The 18,227-nt window shown below is 73.2% G+C and carries 14 protein-coding genes; 10 read left to right on the forward strand and 4 right to left on the reverse strand.

Translation table 11 applies throughout. The features are described 5' to 3' along the window. On the reverse strand, positions 1–504 hold a 504-nt coding region (locus IF73_RS0132455; protein ID WP_199806758.1), incomplete at its 3' end, for a cellulose binding domain-containing protein. 335 nt (positions 505–839) lie between these two features. Between IF73_RS0132455 and IF73_RS0132460 the strand changes: the two genes are divergently transcribed. From IF73_RS0132460 to IF73_RS0132495, 8 genes are all read left to right on the forward strand, one after another. Beyond that, a complete protein-coding gene (locus IF73_RS0132460; RefSeq protein WP_031014098.1) occupies positions 840–3,755 on the forward strand; it encodes a glycoside hydrolase family 48 protein in 2,916 nt (971 codons plus the stop codon). A gap of 193 nt (positions 3,756–3,948) precedes the next feature. Continuing rightward, entirely contained in the window at positions 3,949–5,463 is a 1,515-nt protein-coding gene (locus IF73_RS0132465; protein ID WP_031014100.1) for an alpha-N-arabinofuranosidase, read from the forward strand. A gap of 158 nt (positions 5,464–5,621) precedes the next feature. Next, positions 5,622–6,908 (forward strand): ABC transporter substrate-binding protein, encoded by a 1,287-nt coding sequence (locus IF73_RS0132470; protein WP_031014102.1) that lies wholly within the window; start codon positions 5,622–5,624, stop codon positions 6,906–6,908. Next, positions 6,908–7,939: a carbohydrate ABC transporter permease gene (locus tag IF73_RS0132475; RefSeq protein ID WP_031014103.1), complete on the forward strand. Its 1,032-nt coding sequence runs from the start codon at positions 6,908–6,910 to the stop codon at positions 7,937–7,939. Before IF73_RS0132470 ends, IF73_RS0132475 begins: the two co-directional genes overlap by 1 nt. Next, positions 7,936–8,793: a carbohydrate ABC transporter permease gene (locus IF73_RS0132480; RefSeq protein WP_031014105.1), complete on the forward strand. Its 858-nt coding sequence runs from the start codon at positions 7,936–7,938 to the stop codon at positions 8,791–8,793. The genes IF73_RS0132475 and IF73_RS0132480 overlap by 4 nt, the downstream gene beginning before the upstream one ends. Continuing rightward, positions 8,790–9,392, forward strand: a complete 603-nt coding sequence (locus IF73_RS0132485) for a hypothetical protein (protein WP_031014107.1) — start codon at positions 8,790–8,792, stop codon at positions 9,390–9,392. Before IF73_RS0132480 ends, IF73_RS0132485 begins: the two co-directional genes overlap by 4 nt. 111 nt (positions 9,393–9,503) lie before the next feature. After that, positions 9,504–12,236 (forward strand): hypothetical protein, encoded by a 2,733-nt coding sequence (locus tag IF73_RS0132490; protein ID WP_031014108.1) that lies wholly within the window; start codon positions 9,504–9,506, stop codon positions 12,234–12,236. A gap of 17 nt (positions 12,237–12,253) precedes the next feature. After that, positions 12,254–13,306 carry a rhamnogalacturonan acetylesterase gene (locus tag IF73_RS0132495; RefSeq protein WP_031014109.1) on the forward strand — a complete coding sequence of 351 codons (1,053 nt, stop codon included), beginning with the start codon at positions 12,254–12,256 and terminating at the stop codon, positions 13,304–13,306. Positions 13,307–13,321: 15 nt separating this feature from the next. On the opposite strand, the gene IF73_RS0132500 is transcribed toward IF73_RS0132495, so the two are convergent. Beyond that, positions 13,322–14,200 carry an ABC transporter permease subunit gene (locus IF73_RS0132500; RefSeq protein WP_031014110.1) on the reverse strand — a complete coding sequence of 293 codons (879 nt, stop codon included), beginning with the start codon at positions 14,198–14,200 and terminating at the stop codon, positions 13,322–13,324. Beyond that, positions 14,197–15,183, reverse strand: a complete 987-nt coding sequence (locus IF73_RS0132505; protein ID WP_078868378.1) for an ATP-binding cassette domain-containing protein — start codon at positions 15,181–15,183, stop codon at positions 14,197–14,199. Before IF73_RS0132505 ends, IF73_RS0132500 begins: the two co-directional genes overlap by 4 nt. 132 nt (positions 15,184–15,315) lie before the next feature. On the opposite strand from IF73_RS0132505, the gene IF73_RS0132510 reads away from it, so the two are divergent. Both IF73_RS0132510 and IF73_RS0132515 read left to right on the forward strand, forming a co-directional pair. Further along, complete coding sequence (locus tag IF73_RS0132510) at positions 15,316–16,530, forward strand: sensor histidine kinase (protein WP_031014112.1); 1,215 nt, start codon at positions 15,316–15,318, stop codon at positions 16,528–16,530. After that, a complete protein-coding gene (locus tag IF73_RS0132515) occupies positions 16,527–17,219 on the forward strand; it encodes a response regulator (RefSeq protein WP_031014113.1) in 693 nt (230 codons plus the stop codon). The genes IF73_RS0132510 and IF73_RS0132515 overlap by 4 nt, the downstream gene beginning before the upstream one ends. On the opposite strand, the gene IF73_RS38205 is transcribed toward IF73_RS0132515, so the two are convergent. Next, positions 17,186–18,130, reverse strand: coding sequence for an MFS transporter (locus IF73_RS38205; RefSeq protein ID WP_420706599.1), 945 nt, complete (start codon positions 18,128–18,130; stop codon positions 17,186–17,188). The two genes, IF73_RS0132515 and IF73_RS38205, sit on opposite strands and share 34 nt — an antisense overlap. Between the last annotated feature and the right edge of the window lie 97 nt (positions 18,131–18,227).

The following is an 18,227-nucleotide window of genomic DNA, read 5'->3' on the forward strand; positions in this document are numbered from 1 at the left end:
GGTCGGGGGAGTGGTCGGGGGAGTGGTCGGGGGAGTGGTGGGAGGTGTGGTCGGGGGCTCGGTCGTCGGCGGGGTGGTCGGCCCGTCGACGTTGCAGGGCACCCCGCCGAGCGTGAAGGCGGTGGGGGCGGTGTTGGCCCCCGTCCACGAGGCGATGAACCCCGTCGTCGCCTTCGCGCCGGTGCCCAGCTGGGCGTTCCAGCTCTCGTTGGTGACGGTGACGGCGGCACCGGACTGGGTCCACTTGCCGCCCCAGCCCTGGCTGACCTGCTGGCCGGCCGGGAAGGAGAAGCCGAGGCTCCAGCCGTTCAGCGCGGTGCTGTTGTTGGTGACGGTGACCGCACCCTGGAAGCCTCCGGTCCACTGGTTGGTGACCGAGTACTCCACGGTGCAGACGGGCGCGGCCGCGGCTCCTGAGGCCGTACCCACGACGGCGAGCGCGGTGCTCGCCGCCATGACCGCTGCTCCTGCGAGCAGCGCGGTGAGACGTGGGGGATGTCGCATGAGCGAGTCCTCGCAGCGAGGGCACGCCTCCTGCGGCGTGCCGACTGGATGGAATCGCTCCCACTGGTCGGGCAGACCGTAGCGGCAACAGCGGCCAAGCAAAAGAGGAGTTGAGGAAATTCCTCGTGTCCTGCCTTCGACTCTTCACGCATCTTGACGTGGTTGCGTCACGCTTGCACAGTGGGAGCGCTCCCACTGGTTCAGGGCTTGTTCCCCATGCCCGCTCAGGGCGTGTTCCCCAAGCCCGCCCCGCACCGCCGAGCACCGCCCCGCACTCCCCGTACGGCCCGCTCTTCGCACCACCCGACCTCCCGAGCCGCGAGGAGATCCACCGCATGCCACGCCTGACACCACGCCGCCCACGCAGACACCTGACCGCACTGACCGCCGCGCTCTCACTCCCCCTCGGCCTGCTGGCCGCCGGCGCGGGCGCCGGCACCGCGCAGGCCGCCGCCGTGCAGTGCAGCGTCGACTACAAGACCAACGACTGGGGTTCCGGCTTCACCGCCGAACTCACCCTGACCAACCGGGGCTCCGAGGCCCTGAACGGCTGGACGCTCACCTACTCCTACGCCGGTGACCAGAAGCTCACCAACGGCTGGAGCGGCGTCTGGTCCCAGTCCGGCAAGAACGTGACGGTCACCAACGCCGGCTGGAACGGCACCGTCGCCGCCGGTGCCGCCGTCACCACCGGGGGCCAGTTCACCTACACGGGCACCAACGCCGCACCCACGAACTTCGCCGTCAACGGCACCCTGTGCACCGGCGCCCACCAGCCGCCGGTCGCCGTCCTCACCAGCCCCGCCGCCGGCGCGGTCTACGCCCAGGGCGACGCGGTGCCGCTGGCGGCCACCGCCGCCGCGGCCGACGGGGCCACCGTCGACAAGGTCGAGTTCTACAGCGACACGACCCTGCTGGGCACCGACACCACGGCGCCCTTCACCTACAGCGCGGCCGGTCTCTCCACCGGCGCCCACTCGCTCTACGCCAAGGCGTACGACAGCCAGGGCGCCTCCGGCGAGTCCGCGCCGGTCGGCATCACGGTGGCCGCGGGACCCGCGCTGGTCGCCACGCCGGGCCAGCTGGCCGTCCGCCAGGGCGCCACCGGCACCTTCGACCTCAAGCTCTCCACGGCCCCGACGGCGAACGTCACGGTCACGGTGGCCCGCACCTCCGGGAACACGAACCTGACCGCCTCCCCGGCCACCCTCACCTTCACCCCGGCGAACTGGAACACCGCCCAGAAGGTGACCGTCACCGCGGGCGCCACCGGCACCGGCGTCGCCGTCTTCGCCGCGACCGCCCCGGGCCACGCCAAGGCGGAGGTCCAGGTCACCCAGCTCGCCGCGAACTCCACGTACGACGCCCGATTCCTCGACCTGTACGGGAAGATCACCAACCCGGCCAACGGCTACTTCTCGCCCGAGGGCATCCCGTACCACTCCGTCGAGACCCTGATCGTCGAGGCCCCCGACCACGGGCACGAGACGACCTCGGAGGCGTACAGCTACCTGATCTGGCTCCAGGCCATGTACGGCAAGATCACCGGTGACTGGACCAAGTTCAACGGCGCGTGGGACACCATGGAGAAGTTCATGATCCCGACCCACGCCGACCAGCCGACGAACTCGTCCTACAACGCCTCGAAGCCGGCCACCTACGCCCCCGAGTGGGACCTCCCCTCGCAGTACCCGGCCCGTCTCGACTCCGGCGTCACCTCCGGCTCCGACCCGATCGCGGCCGAGCTGAAGAGCGCCTACGGCACCGACGACATCTACGGCATGCACTGGATCCAGGACGTCGACAACGTCTACGGCTTCGGCAACGAGCCGGGCAAGTGCTCCGCGGGTCCGACGGCGACCGGCCCCTCGTACATCAACACCTTCCAGCGCGGCCCGCAGGAGTCCGTCTGGGAGACCGTCACCCACCCGACCTGCGACAACTTCTCCTACGGCGGCAAGAACGGCTACCTGGACATCTTCACCGGGGACTCGTCCTACGCCAAGCAGTGGAAGTTCACCAACGCCCCCGACGCCGACGCCCGCGCCATCCAGGCCGCCTACTGGGCCGACCTCTGGGCCAAGGAGCAGGGCAAGGGTGCCCAGGTCGCCACGACCGTCGGCAAGGCCGCCAAGATGGGCGACTACCTGCGGTACGCCATGTTCGACAAGTACTTCAAGAAGATCGGCGACTGCGTCGGCCCGACCGCCTGCCCGGCCGGCACGGGCAAGAACAGCGCCCACTACCTGATGTCCTGGTACTACGCCTGGGGCGGCGCCACCGACACCTCGGCCGGCTGGTCGTGGCGGATCGGCTCCAGCCACAACCACAGCGGCTACCAGAACCCGCTCGCGGCCCACGCCCTCAGCTCCTACGCCCCGCTCAAGCCCAAGTCGGCCACGGGACAGGCGGACTGGGCGACCAGCCTCGACCGGCAGCTGGAGTTCTACCGCTGGCTCCAGTCGTCCGAGGGAGCCATCGCGGGCGGCGCCACCAACAGCTGGCAGGGCCGGTACGCCACCCCGCCGGCCGGCACCCCGACCTTCTACGGCATGTACTACGACGAGAAGCCCGTCTACCACGACCCGGCGTCGAACCAGTGGTTCGGCTTCCAGGCGTGGTCGATGGAGCGGGTCGCCGAGTACTACCAGCAGACCGGTGACGCCGAGGCGAAGACCGTCCTCGACAAGTGGGTCTCGTGGGCGCTGTCGAAGACCACGATCAACCCCGACGGCACCTACCGCATCCCGTCCACGCTCCAGTGGTCCGGCGCCCCGGACACCTGGAACGCGGCGAACCCCGGCGCCAACACCGGCCTGCACGTCACCGTCGCGGACTACACCGACGACGTCGGTGTCGCCGCCGCCTACGCCAAGACCCTGACATACTACGCGGCCAAGTCCGGCCACGCGGAGGCCAAGCGGGTCGCCAAGGCCCTCCTCGACGGCATGTGGGAGCACCACCAGGACCCGCTGGGCATCGCCGTGGAGGAGACCCGCGCCGACTACAACCGCTTCGACGACCCGGTCTACGTGCCGAGCGGCTGGACCGGCGTGATGCCGAACGGCGACGCGGTGAACTCCGCCTCCACCTTCGCCTCCATCCGCTCCTTCTACCAGGACGACCCGGCCTGGCCGAAGATCGAGGCGTACCTGGCGGGCGGCGCCGCCCCCGTCTTCACCTACCACCGGTTCTGGGCCCAGGCGGACATCGCCCTGGCCATGGGCTCGTACGCGGAGCTGCTCGAATAACAGCCCGCCCCGCGCGAGGGGCTCCGCGTACGACGAGGCCGGGCGGTCCCCGAAAGGGGCCCGCCCGGCCTTCGGCGTGCGGCGGGGGCCGGCTTCCGGTGGTCCATTGACCGGGCGCCGACCCCCCTCTTACGTTCTCGTTCGGACATACGGCCGTTGGTCGAAATATCGAACGAGATCGAGAGGGATCCGCGTGTCACTTCCCGAGCACACCGCCCGCTTCACCCTCGACCCCGACTTCACCGTCGGTCCCGTCGACCCCCGCCTCTTCGGCTCCTTCGTCGAGCACCTGGGGCGCTGCGTCTACACCGGCGTGTACGAGCCCGGCCACCCCGCCGCCGACGCCGAGGGCCTGCGCACCGACGTCCTCGACCTCGTCCGCGAGCTGGGCGTCACCGCCGTGCGCTACCCGGGCGGCAACTTCGTCTCCGGCTACCGGTGGGAGGACGGCGTCGGCCCGGCCGCCGACCGGCCGCGCCGGCTCGACGTGGCCTGGCGGACCACCGAGTCCAACCGCTTCGGCCTGAGCGAGTTCATGGGCTTCCTGCGCAAGCTCGGCCCGCAGGCCGAGCCGATGATGGCGGTGAACCTCGGCACGCGGGGCATCACCGAGGCGATGGAGCTCGTCGAGTACGCCAACCACCCCGGCGGCACCGCCCTCTCCGACCTGCGGGTGGCGCACGGCGACAAGGAGCCGTTCGGCATCCGCCTGTGGTGCCTCGGCAACGAGATGGACGGCACCTGGCAGACCGGCCAGAAGACCGCCGAGGAGTACGGCCGGCTCGCCGCCCAGACCGCCCGCGCCCTGCGCCAGATCGACCCGGGTCTCGAACTCGTCGCCTGCGGCAGCTCCGCCCGCGACCTGCCCACCTTCGCGGCCTGGGAGGCGACGGTGCTGGCGGAGACGTACGACGTGGTGGACCACGTCTCGCTGCACGCCTACTACGAGGAGGTCGACGGCGACCGCGACTCCTTCCTCGCCTCCGCCGTCCACATGGAGGCGTTCATCGAGGAGGTCGTCGCCACCTGCGACCACGTGGCGGCCCGGCTGAAGTCGGAGAAGCGGCTCACGCTCTCCTTCGACGAGTGGAACGTCTGGTACCAGCGCCGCCCCAACCCGCACCCCTTCGAGGACTGGCAGGAGGCGCCGAGGCTCCTGGAGGACGTGTACACGGTCACCGACGCGGTCGTCTTCGGCTCGCTGCTCATCACGCTGCTGCGGCACGCGGACCGGATCGCGGTGGCCTGTCTCGCCCAGCTGGTGAACGTGATCGCGCCGATCATGACCGAGCCCGGCGGCCCCGCCTGGCGGCAGACGACCTTCTACCCCTTCGCGCAGGCGGCGCGGCACGGCCGGGGGACGGTCCTCGACGTGCGCCCGGTCTCGCCCGCGTACCGCACCGAGAGGTACGGCGAGGTGCCGCTGCTGCACGCGACGGCCGTGCGCGCCGAGGACGGGAGCGTCACGGTCTTCGCGGTCAACCGGGACCGGGAGAGGTCGCTGCCGCTGGAAGTCGCCCTGCGCGGCTGTGGGTTGACGCGCGTGGTGGAGCACACCGCGCTCGCCGACGCCGACCCGGAGGCGTGCAACACCCTGGCCGAACCGGACCGGGTGGTGCCCCACGCGGTGGCCGGCGCGGAGCTCGCGGACGGGGTGCTGAAGGCCGTCCTGGAGCCGGTGTCGTGGAACGTCGTACGACTCGCCTGACCCTCTCTTTGAATCCTTTCATCAAGGTGAGGCGGCTGCGTGGCCCGAAGCGCTTCGAAAGATCCCGTCCGAAGCGTTGACGTGGCTGACGGGCAACCCTACGGTGACCCAGCAAGCGCTTTCCTGAAACGTTCTAATCACGCGCGGGAGGACGAACTGTGCGTACTCATGGCACTGTCGACCGTCGGAGTCTGCTGAAGATCACGGGTGGCTCGGTGGCGGCACTCGGCCTGACCGCGGCGGGCTGCGGAGGCGGCTCCGGCTCGGCCGGCGACGGCACCGTCACCATTCGGTACACCTGGTGGGGCTCCGACGACCGCGCCAAGCGGATCAACCAGTCGATCGCCCTCTTCGAGAAGAAGTACCCGAAGATCAGGGTGAAGACCGACTTCCAGCCCTACGCCGACTTCTGGAAGAAGTTCAACACCCAGGCGTCCGGCGGCAACACGCCCGACGTCTTCCAGAACGCCATCGGCTTCCTGCGCAAGTACGACGCCAAGAACGTCCTCCTCGACCTGCGCGAGCAGGTCGAGGCCGGACACCTCCGCATGGACGGCTTCCGGGCCGGACTGGAGAAGTTCGGCGAGGTCGACGGCAAGCTCCTCGGCGTCCCCGTCGGCTCCAACTCGATGGCCCTCGTCATCGACCGGGCCGTCTTCGAGAAGGCCAAGGTCACCCCGAAGCCCGGCTGGACCTGGGACGAGTACCACGACGCCCTCGCGAAGATCCAGGAGACGGCCGGCCGCGCCGGCGACGCCGGCCCCTACGGGATCATGTACCTCTACGACATGTACCTGCGCCAGCAGGGCAAGGCCTTCTTCACCGCCTCCGGGCTCGGCTTCACCGAGGCCGACCTCACGGACTGGTGGACCAAGGCCGCCGCCCGCGTGAAGTCCGGCGTCTACGCCGACCCGAAGAAGACCATCCAGGCCAAGCCCAAGTCGGCGGTGACCGCCGAACTCGCCGGCGCCGAGTTCACCTGGGACAACTTCGCCGTCCGCTACACCGCCGAGGGCAAGAGCCGGTACGGCCTCGCCCCCATCCCCACCACCGACGGCAGGCGCACCGGCCAGTACCTCGGCTCGCTCATGCTCAGCGCCTCCAAGCGCACCAAGCACCCCAAGGAGGTCGCCCAGTTCATCGACTTCATGGTCCACGACCCCGAGGTCGGCAAGATCATGGGCTACGACCGGGGCGTCCCCGCCACCGAGGCGCAGAACGCCGCCTACGTGCCCGCCGACGAGGTCGGCAAGCAGATCGCCGCCTACGAGAAGCAGCTCGTCGAGTCCCGCGTCCTGGAGCCGATCACCCCGCACCCGGCCGGCGCCGACGTCTGCGAGGCCGCCTTCCTGCGCCTCTCCGAGGAGATGTCCCTGGGCACCCGGACCGTCGCCGACGCGGTGAAGCAGTACTTCACCGAGGCCAAGACGGCCCTCGGCTCCTGATGGACTCCACCGTGACCACCGCACCTAAGCCCGCCGCCCCGGAGTCCCCGGAAGCGGCCCCGCCGGGGCGGGGGACCGCAGCACCGGTCCCCGCCCCGCGCGGGCGGCGCCCCCGCCGGCCGGGCGGCGCGCCCCGCTCCCGCACCGCCCGCGACAACCTCGCCGGCTACCTCTTCATGTCCCCGTGGATCGCCGGCTTCCTGCTGCTGACCGCGGGCCCCATGGCCGTCTCCCTCTACTTCGCCTTCACCGACTACAACCTCTTCGACGCCCCCCGCTGGATCGGACTCGACAACTTCACCGAGATGTTCGGCGACCCCCGCTGGCGCACCTCCGTCGAGGTCACCGGCTGGTACGTGCTCTTCGGCACCCCGCTGAAGCTGGCCGCGGCCCTCGGCGTCGCCGTGCTCCTCAACCAGAGCCGGCGCGGGCAGGGCTTCTACCGGGCGGCCTTCTACGCCCCCTCGCTCATCGGGGCCAGCGTCTCCATCGCCATCGTCTGGCGCGCCCTCTTCGCCGACGACGCGCCCGTCGACCGGGCGCAGCAGCTGCTCGGCTTCGACCCGGGCGGCTGGATCGGCGACCCCGACAAGATCATCTACGCCCTGGTGGCGCTGACCGTCTGGCAGTTCGGCGCCCCCATGGTCATCTTCCTCGCCGGGCTCAAGCAGGTGCCCCGCGAGCTGTACGAGGCCGCGCAGATGGACGGCGCGGGACCCTGGCGCCGGTTCTGGAGCATCACCCTGCCGATGATCTCCCCGGTGCTCTTCTTCAACGTGCTCCTGGAGACCATCCACTCCTTCCAGATCTTCGGCTCCGCCTACATCATCGGCAGCCAGGGCAACGCCTGCGGCCCGGCCGACGGCACCCTCGTCTACACCTGCTACCTCTACGTCCAGGGCTTCGAGAACAGCCGGATGGGGCTCGCCTCCGCGATGGCCTGGATGCTGCTGCTCGCCGTCGGCCTGGTCACGGCCGTCCTGTTCTGGTCCCAGCGGCGCTGGGTGCACTACGAGGAGGGAGGCCGATGAGCCTCGTCCGCACCGGCGCGCGGCGGTGGAACGCCGGCTCCGCCGCCTGGCACCTCGGCTCCCTCGCCGTGCTCGCCGTGGTCCTCTACCCGGTCTTCTGGGTGATCGGCGGCTCGTTCAAGCCGAACGACGAGATCGTCGGCAGCCTGAACGTCATCCCGACCGACCCCATCACCGACAACTACCGGCGGCTCGCCGACGGCATCGCCGACATCCCCATCTCCACCTTCTTCTCCAACTCGCTCTTCCTCGCGGTCGCCTCGGTGGTCGGCGTGCTGATCTCCAGCTCGCTCGCCGCGTACGCCTTCGCCAAGATCGGCTTCGCGGGCCGCAACCTGCTCTTCACGCTGATGATCGGCACCCTGCTGCTGCCGTACCACGTGCTCCTCATCCCGCAGTACGTGCTCTTCCAGAAGCTCGAACTGATCAACACCTACACGCCGTTGCTGCTCGGCAAGTACCTCGCCACGGACGCCTTCTTCGTCTTCCTGATGGTGCAGTTCATGCGCGGGCTGCCCAAGGAGCTCGACGAGGCGGCGCGGCTGGACGGCTGCGGGCACCTGCGGACGTACTGGTCGATCGTGCTGCCGCTGTGCCGGCCCGCGCTCATCACCAGCGCGATCTTCACGTTCATCAACGCCTGGAACGACTTCATGGGCCCGCTGATCTACCTCAACGAACCCGAGAAGTACACGGTCTCGCTCGGCCTGAAGATGTTCGTCGACCAGGACGGCGTCGCCAACTACGGCGGCATGATCGCGATGTCGCTGGTGGCGCTGCTGCCGGTGGTCGCGTTCTTCCTCGCCTTCCAGCGGTACCTGATCGACGGCATGGCCACCTCGGGGCTCAAGTGACCGCCGCCGGCGCCCCGGTGCGCGGCGCCCGCTTCCTCGCCGGCTTCGCCGTGTTCGCCGAGTGCCTGCTGACGGGCGTGTGGATCGCCGTCGCCGCGCTCCCGCTCGTCACCCTGCCGGCGGCGGTCGCCGCCGGCGCCGGGCACCTGCGGCGCACCGTCGAGGACGAGGAGACCGGGCTGCGGTCCTTCGCCGCCCACGTGCGCGCCGCCCTCCGGGGCGGCGGGTGGGCGGTGGGCCTCGGCTGGTGGGCGGCGCTCGCCCTGGTCGGGGCCGACCTCGCGCTCGTACGGGCGCTGCCGGTGCCCGGCGGGCGCGCGGCCGGAGCCCTCGCGATCCTCGCGGCGCTCTGGGCGACCGTCACCCTGCTCCGGGCGGCCACCGCCTGGCGGCCCGGCGCGACCTGGCGGACGCTGCTCCCGGGCGCCTGGCGCCGCTCGCTGCGCGACCCGGCCGGTTCCCTGCTCGTCGTCTGCGGCCTGGCGGTCGTCGCCGCCTCCGCCTGGTTCTCCGCCCCCCTGGCCCTGCCCGCCCTGGGCCTCCTCGTCGCCGGCGCCCTGGCGGCCGAACGTCGCACGGCCGCCCCCGCGACCACCTGACCGCCGGTCCGCCGGGCCGCGCGCCCGGCCCCGTGCCTCCCTCGCCTGCGTACCCCCACGCGTCCCCCTCCCTCGGGCGTGCCGTCCGGCATGCCCCCGAAAGGAGTCCCCGTGTCGTCGATACCCCGCCGTTCCCTGCTCAAGGCGGCTGCCGTCGCCGGTGCCGCCGCCCAGTTCAGCTGGGCGCTCGGGCGGACCGAGGCGCAGGCCGCGCCCGCCGCCGAGGTGGCCGCCGAGGAGCGGCCCGCGACCATCACGTGGCTGGAGCCGGGCGGCCTCGGCGCCGCCGCCGGGTCCACCTTCGGCGTCGCCTGGCCCAAGGGCGTCCACGCCGGTGACACGGCGTTCGCGCTCACCACCGCCGACGGCGCCCCCGTCCCCGTACAGACCTGGACGACCGCCCGCTGGCCCGACGGCTCCCTCAAGTGGACCGCCCACGCCGTCGGCCCCGAGGCGGCCGGCGCGGACCGGTTCTCGCTCGCCCCCGGCGCGCCCGCGGCGGGCGCGAAGACCGTCACGGTCGCCGAGACGGACCGCAGGATCACCGTCGACACCGGCGTCGTCACGGCGGTGCTGTGGAAGGACGGCCGCAAGCTCGTCGAGTCCCTGACCCGCGACGGCGTGAAGATCGCCGGCGACGGGCGGCTCGTCCTGCTGCGCCAGAGCGACCTCGACGACGGCGACCAGGGGAACGCCAGGTGGGAGCGGTTCGACGGCGAGATCTCCGGCGCCGTCGTCGAACAGTCCGGCCCCGTCCGGGCCGTGGTCCGCATCGACGGCAAGCACCGCAAGGGCACCCGCAGTTGGCTGCCGTTCTCGATCCGGCTGTACTTCCACGCCGGCTCCGAGGCCCTGCGCATGATCCACACGATCACCTACGACGGCGACCAGAACAAGGACTTCATCCGCGGCCTCGGCGTCCGCTTCACCGTCCCGATGCGCGACGCCTTCTACGACCGGCACGTCCGCCTCGCGGGCGAGGGCGACGGCTTCCTCACCGAGGCCGTCCAGGGCATCACGGGCCTGCGCCGCGACCCCGGCGCCGCCGTCCGCAAGGCCCAGGTCGAGGGCCGCAGGCTGCCCGACCCGGCCACCTGGGACCAGCGCGTCACCTCCCGCCTGCAGTACATCCCCACCTGGGGCGACTACACCCTCTCCCAGCTCACCGCGGACGGCTTCGGCATCCGCAAGCGCACCAAGGCCGGCCACGGCTGGATCCCGGCCGGCGGCGGCCGCCGCGCGAGCGGCTTCGGTTACGTCGGCGGCGCGAGCGGCGGACTCTCCTTCGGCCTGCGGGACTTCTGGCAGAAGCACCCCGCCCAGCTCGACGTCCGGGGCGCCGCCGGCGACGAGGCCGAGGTCACCCTCTGGCTCTGGTCGCCCGAGGCCCAGCCCATGGACCTGCGCTTCTACCACGACGGCATGGGCCAGGACACCTTCCCCGAGCAGCTCGAAGGTCTCAACATCACCTACGAGGACTACGAGCCCGGCTTCGGCACCCCCTACGGCATCGCCCGCACCAGCGAGCTCATGTTCTGGGCCAACGCCGCCACCCCGAGCGCCGCCGCCCTCGTCGCCCAAGCCGCCGCCGTCCGCGTCCCGCCGCAGCTCGCCGCGAGCCCCGAGGACCTCGTCCGCGCCCGCGTCTTCGGCGGCCTGTTCTCGCCCGTCGACCGCTCCACCCCGGCCAGGGCGAGGATCGAGGACCGCCTCGACTACCTCTTCGCCTACTACAAGGACCAGGCCGAGCAGCGCCGTTGGTACGGCTTCTGGGACTACGGCGACATCATGCACACCTACGACGAGGACCGGCACCAGTGGCGGTACGACGTCGGCGGCTACGCCTGGGACAACTCCGAGCTCTCGCCCGACCTCTGGCTCTGGTACGCCTACCTGCGCTCCGGCCGCGCCGACATCTTCCGCTTCGCCGAGGCGATGACCCGCCACACCGGCGAGGTCGACGTCTACCACCTCGGCGAGTGGGCCGGCCTCGGCACCCGTCACGGCGTCCAGCACTTCGCGTGCAGCGCCAAGCAGCAGCGGATCTCCACCGCCGTCTACCGCCGCCCCTACTACTTCCTCACCGCCGACGAACGCGTCGGCGACCTCATGCACGACCTGGTCGACTCCGACGAGACCTTCCTCGTCCTCGACCCCATCCGCAAGATCCGCACCGAGCCCTACACCCCCGACCGCCACGCCCTCTCCATCGGCTTCGGCACCGACTGGAGCGGTCTCGCCGCCGCCTGGCTCACCGAGTGGGAGCGCGGCGGCCCGAAGGCCGCCAAGGCCGAGGCCCGGCTCCGCTCCACGATGGAGACGATCGCCGCCCAGCCCAACGGCTTCGTGCAGGGCACCGGCCTCTACGACCTCGACACCGGCCGCTTCGCCGTCGCCGACACCCCCGTCGTCGGCGTCTCCCACCTCTCCGCCATGTTCGGCCTGGTCGAGATGTGCGCCGAACTCATCGACCTCGTCGACATGCCCGCCTTCAAGAGCGCCTGGCTCGACTACTGCCGCTACTTCAACGCCACCAAGACCGAACAGGCCGCCCGGTACGGCAAGAACTTCGGCACCCTCCTCCTCTTCCAGGGCCACTCCCGCCAGGACGCCTACGCCGCCGCCCAGCTGAACGACGCCCAGCTCGCCCAGCGCGCCTGGGCCAAGTTCGACAAGAGCGACGGCTACACGTCCGCGATGGTCTGGGACAAGACGCCGGTGCGGGGCCCGGCCGCCCTCGAACCCGGCTACGAGCACCTGTGGATCAGCACCAACACCACCGCCCTCTACGGCCTCGCCGCCATCCAGAACCTCGCCCTCGTCGGCGACCACCTCCCGAACTGACCCTCAGGAGACCCCCGTTGAAGAGGACACCCGTCCTGGCGGCGAGCCTGCTCGCACTGCTCGCCGCCACCGCCCCCACCGTCGCGCACGCCGACACCCCGTACGGCCAGGGCCTCGACCACTGCACGCCGGTCGCCGAGACCACCTCCCTCGCCTGCCACTTCGACCTCCCGCCCGGCACCTACGACGTCACGGTCACCCTCGGCGGCGACACCGCCGGGACCACCGCGATCAGCGGCGAGACCCGCCGCGCCCTGCTCGCCGAGACCCCGACCGGGGCCGGCGAGCGGGTCCGCCGCTCCTTCACCGTCGACGTCCGCGATCCCGAGGGCGAACCCACCGGCCCCGCCGGCAGCCCCGGCCTCGACCTGCTGCTCGGCGGCCCCGCCCCGCGCGTGGAGGCCCTCCGGGTCACCCCCGCCCCCGCCGCCACCCGCCTCTTCCTGATCGGCGACTCCACCGTCTGCGACCAGCCCGGCGACCCGTACACCGGCTGGGGCCAGCGGCTCCCCGTCCACCTGAAGCGCGGGGTGGCCGTCGCCAACCACGCCGACGGCGGCGAGTCCACCGTCACCTTCCTCGCGAACCCGGCCCTGTTCGACCGGGTGGAGGCCGGGATCCGGCCGGGCGACCCGGTCCTGATCCAGCTCGCCCACAACGACAAGCAGACCGACGCCGCCGGCTACCGGGCCAACCTCACCACCCTGGTCGAGCGGGTACGCGCCCGGGGCGGCGAGCCCGTCCTCGTCACCCCGATCGTCCGCCGCTGGTTCAACGCCGACGGCACCCTGAACAACGGCGTCGCCCTGCTCGTCAACGGCCTCGGCGTCGACCACCCGGCCGAGATCCGGGCCCTCGCCGCCGGCCTCGGCACCCCGCTGATCGACCTCACCGCCCTCACCAGGGCCCGCGTCGAACAGCTCGGCCCCGAGCCCTCCAAGGCGCTGTACCTGACGGCCGAGAAGCGGGACAACACCCACACCTCGGTCCGCGGCGCCACCGAGTACGCGGCGCTGGTCGCCGCCGAGCTGAAGGCCCAGGGCCTGCTGCCCGAGCGGGCCTTCCGCTAGGGCCCGGCCCGGCGCTCAGACGTCGCGGCGGCGGACCGCCGCCACCGCGACGGCGAGCCCGGCCACCGCCCAGGCGCCGAGGACGGTCCACGCCTCCGCCACCGTCGCCGGGTACTTCTCCGTCACCGGCAGCGCGGGGTCGTGGACCAGCGTCCCCCAGGCGTCCAGGGGCAGCAGACGGCCCGTCCGCCTGACCCAGCGGTACGTGTCGCCCTGGAACAGCGCGGGCAGCAGCAGGAGCACGCCGATCACCGAGACGGCGGCCCCGGCCGCGTGGCGCACCAGCGCCCCCGCCGCCAGGCCCACGAGCCCGCACACCGGCGCGAGCAGCGCGGACGCGGCGACGGCCCGCGCCGCGCCCGGATCCGACAGGGACAGCCCGCCGTGGTCCCGCAGCAGGGCCTGGGTCGCCGCGAACGACGTCAGGGCCACGCAGGCGCCGAAGACCAGCAGCACCGCCGTCACCACGACCGCCTTCGCCGCGACGACCGACCGCCGGTCCGGCACGGCGGCGAAGGTGGTCCGCGCCAGGCCCGTCGCGTACTCGCCGGAGAGCGCGGCCGCGCCGAGGCAGGCGGCGAGGACCATCAGCAACTGCCAGGCGGGGTCGACGAACGCGGTCCCGAGCGCGTCGAACGCGAACGGGTCGGGGGCGCCGTCGGCCGCCGGCCCGGGCTCGGTGCCGACCCGCGGGCGCGGCCCGCGGTCGAGCCGCTCGGCGTTCGACCGGGCCGCGTTGACGCAGATCCCGGTCACCACGAGGCCGCCCAGGCCGAGGGCGTACGGGGTCGAGCGCAGCGACCACAGTTTGACCCACTCCGAGCGGAGCAGGTGCCGGAAGCGCGCCGGCACCGCCGTCGGGGCGAGGGGACGGACGGATGCGGTGGCGGTCATCGGGCGGACTCCTCACGGCGGGCCACGGACAGGGGTGCGACGGGGCCGTCGGGGCCGTCCGGCCCCGCCCCGGCGGGCTCCGAGGCGCCGAACTCCACCCGGTCGGCCGTCAGTTCCAGGAACACCTCCTCCAGCGAGGCCGCCCGCGCGGTCAGCGCGTGCAGCCGTACGCCGTGCGCGTGCGCGAGGTCGCCGACCCGCTCGGCGCCCACGCCGGTCACCGTCCAGCCGCCGTCGCCGTCCTCCCGGAGCGCCGCCCCGGGCTCGGCCCGTAGCGCTCCGGCGAGGGCCGAAGGGTCCGGGGTGCGGACCGTGACGGTCGTGCCCCCGCCCCGCGCGGCGAAGACGGCGAGCGGCTCCGCGGCGACGACCCGGCCCCGGCCCATCACGAGCAGGTCGTCGGCGGTGTGCTCCATCTCGCCCATGAGGTGGCTGGAGACCAGGACCGTCCGGCCCTCCGCGGCCAGGGACCGGAACAGGCCCCGCACCCAGCGCACGCCCTCCGGATCGAGGCCGTTGAGCGGTTCGTCGAAGAGGAGGACCGGCGGGTCGCCGAGGAGCGCGGCGGCGATCCCGAGCCGCTGCTTCATGCCCAGGGAGAAGCCGCCGATCCGCCGGCCGTCCGCCGCGGCGAGCCCCACGGTCCCGAGGACCTCCTCGACCCGGCGGCCCGGCAGGCCGTTGCCGTGGGCGAGGGCGGAGAGATGCGCGCGGGCGGTCCGGCCCCCGTGCACCTCGTGGGCGTCGAGGAGCGCCCCGACGTGCCGGAGTCCGCGCGGCCGGTCGCGGAAGGGCCGCCCGTCGACCGTGACCGTGCCGGAGGTCGGCGCCGACAGGCCGAGGACCATGCGCAGGGTGGTGGACTTGCCCGCCCCGTTGGGGCCGAGGAAGCCGGTCACGCGGCCCGGCCGGACGGTGAAGGACAGCCGGTCGACCGCCGTGACGGGTCCATAGCGTTTGGTGAGTGCGTTCGCTTCGATCACGCCGTCCACGCTGCCGCCGGACACCCCCGTCCGGCATCGGCCGACGGGCGCGCTCCGGGCCCTCCCTGTCACCCACGGGTGTAAGCCCGTGGGCCGATGCGCCGCCCGGAGGGCCCTTCCTAGGATGCCGCCATGACCGTTCCTCCGGCCGTGACCGGCGCCCTCACCTGGGCCGCCGCCCTCGCCTACCTCGTGGTGCCGACCCTCCTGGTCCTGAACACCGCGGAGCCCACCGGGGTGCGGCTGGTGCTGCCCGTGCTGTCGGCGGCGCTGGTGGCGCCGCTGTTCCCGCGCCGGCCGGGGACCGCGCTCGCCGTGCTGCTCGCCGGATCGGCGTCGGCCGCGGTCATGGCCTCCTCGCGGGTCGCCGCGGTGTACGCGCCCGGCTCGGCCGCCGGCTGGCAGCTCGGCCAGACGCAGGCGCTCCTCGCCGACCTCGCCGTGGCGTACGTGGCCGCCACCCGCCGTCCCCTCGCCGCCGCGGCGGCCGCCGCCGCGACCCTCGCCACCCAGGCCGTCTCCCTGACGTACGCGCGCACGGGCGCCGACGCGTACCTCTCCCACCTCGTCGTCCTCGTGCTCACCGCCGCGCTGGCCTGGACCGCCGGCCACCTGCTGCGGGAGCGGCGCCGGCACGCCCGGGAGCTGCGCTCCAGGGAAGCGGCCGAGGCCGTGACGGCGGAACGGCTCCGCATCGCCCGCGAACTGCACGACATGGTGGCCCACAGCATCGGCGTCATCACCATCCAGGCCGGGGCCGGCCGCCGGGTCGCCGGGACCCGGCCCGAGGAGGCCCGGCGGGCGCTCGCCGCGATCGAGAGCACCGGGAAGGACACCCTGGCCGGGCTGCGCCGGATGCTGGTCGCCCTCCGCGCGGACGACCCGGAGGCGGCCCCGCGCGAACCCGCGCCGGGACTCGTGGACCTCGACCGGCTGGTCGCGGCCACCGCCGACGCGGGCGTGCGCGTCGGCCTGGAGCGGCGCGGCACACCCCGCGAGCTCCCGCCGGACGTCGAACTCGCCGCGTACCGGATCGTGCAGGAAGGAGTCACCAACGTGGTGCGGCACGCGCACACCGACGCCTGCCGGGTCGTCGTCGACCTGAGCGGCGACGCGGTCAGCATAGAGATCACGGACGAGGGACCCGGCCTCCCGGCCCGGGCCGGCACCGGCGCGCGGGCAGACGGCCACCGGGGAGACGGCCGGCGGGCATCCGGCGCCGGCTACGGCATCACCGGCATGCGCGAGCGGGCCGCTCTGCTGCGCGGGCAGTTCACGGCCGGACCGCGGCCGGGCGGCGGCTTCCGGGTCGCGGCCCGGCTGCCCCTCCCGCAGGAGGCCCGGTGACGGCCGGCCCGGTCCGGCTCCTCCTCGTCGACGACCAGCCCCTCATCCGGGCCGGGCTGCGCCTCCTCGCCGCCGAGGCGCCCGACCTCGACGTGGTCGGCGAGGCGGCCGACGGCGCCACGGCCGTCGCCCTGGCGGAGGAGACCCGGCCCGACGTCGTCCTCATGGACGTACGGATGCCCGGCATGGACGGCATCGAGGCGACCCGGCTCATCACCACCGGCCCCAGCGGCGCCCGCGTGCTCGTCCTCACCACCTTCGACGACGACGAGAACGTGTACGGGGCCCTGCGCGCCGGAGCGAGCGGCTTCCTCGTCAAGGACATGGACCTCGACGACATCCTCGGCGCCGTGCGGGTGGTCGCGGGCGGGGACGCGCTGATCGCCCCCGCCGTGACGAGCCGCCTCATCGCCGCCTTCGCGCGGCAGCCGGACCCCGCGCGCACCACCCCGGCCCGCGCCACCCCCGCGCCCCGCCCCCTCCCGGAGGCCGTCACCGACCGCGAGCGGGAGGTGCTCACCCTCGTGGGGCGCGGACTGTCCAACCACGAGATCGCCCGGGAGCTCTTCATCAGTCCGGCCACCGCCAAGACCCATGTGGCCCGGCTGCTGAGCCGGCTCGCCGCCCGCGACCGCGTCCACCTGGTCATCCTGGCCTACGAGTTCGGGCTGGTCGCGCCGAGCGGCTGAGCCGTGCCGCCCGCCGCCGCTCCCGTGCGCGCCCGGCGGGCGAGGCGGACGGTCACCGCCAGGGCGGCGGCGGACAGGAGGGCGAGGAGGACGGGGACCGCCGCCACGCCGGAGCGTTCGATGCCCAGGCCCAGGAGGGGCGGCGCGGCGACGCCGCCCGCCATCGACGCGGCGATCACCCAGGCGCCCGCGCTGCGCGCGGACGGCAGCGCCCGGTGCAGCCAGGGCAGGCCGGTCGGGAAGACCGGTGCGATGAACAGGCCCACGCCCGCGTAGGCCACCGCCGCCGCGCCGGGCAGGAGGGCCGGCAGCAGACAGGCCGTCATCCCGGCGCCGCAGACGGTCAGGATGCGCTCCGGCGTCCAGCGCAGGGCGAGCCGCACCACCAGGAACCGGCCGGCCGTCAGCATCAGCCAGTACACCGAGGTCGCCGACGCCGCCGAGGAGTACCCGAGGCTCTCCAGGTGCGTCGGCTCCCAGCCGCCCACACCGGCCTCCACGCCGACGTTCAGCGCGTACAGGGCCACGAAGCCGAGGAACAGGGGCGACCGCAGGAGGCCGGGCCGCCGGGTCGCCTTCGGCATGCCGGCCCGGTCCGGGGACCCGGGGGCGTCCGACACGCCCCGGGTGCTCAGGGCCAGGGCGCCCGACAGGACCGCGCAGCCCGCGAAGGCGTACGCCCAGCGGTCCGGGCCCAGGGCGGCGAGCGCGGCGGGGCCGAGGACGGCGCCGATGCCGAAGTGCGCGTTGAGGACGTTCAGCATGGCCGGCGAGCGGCGCTCGAAGCCCACCGCGAAGAGCTGGTTGAGGCCGTAGTCGCTGCCGCCGAAGCCGAGTCCGCCGAGGAAGGCGGCGGCGAGTGCCCACGGCCACCCGGGCGCCAGCACGAAGCCCGCCGCACCGACCGCCACCGACCGTAACTCACCGACAGCAGACGCCGGTTGGTCAGTCGGGCACGGGCCAGGTGGAAGGCGAGGACGCCGACGACGCCGCCGGTGAAGTGCAGGC

The organism is Streptomyces sp. NRRL F-5727 (assembly GCF_000719555.1).
In the GTDB taxonomy this organism is placed as follows: domain Bacteria; phylum Actinomycetota; class Actinomycetes; order Streptomycetales; family Streptomycetaceae; genus Streptomyces.

Excerpts from the sequence above, each read along its gene's own strand:
- IF73_RS0132500 (WP_031014110.1), bottom strand. The coding sequence starts at position 14,200 with ATGACCGCCACCGCATCCGTCCGTCCCCTCGCCCCGACGGCGGTGCCG.
- IF73_RS0132475 (WP_031014103.1), top strand. The coding sequence starts at position 6,908 with ATGGACTCCACCGTGACCACCGCACCTAAGCCCGCCGCCCCGGAGTCC.
- IF73_RS0132460 (WP_031014098.1), top strand. The coding sequence starts at position 840 with ATGCCACGCCTGACACCACGCCGCCCACGCAGACACCTGACCGCACTG.
- IF73_RS0132480 (WP_031014105.1), top strand. The coding sequence starts at position 7,936 with ATGAGCCTCGTCCGCACCGGCGCGCGGCGGTGGAACGCCGGCTCCGCC.
- IF73_RS0132510 (WP_031014112.1), top strand. The coding sequence starts at position 15,316 with ATGACCGTTCCTCCGGCCGTGACCGGCGCCCTCACCTGGGCCGCCGCC.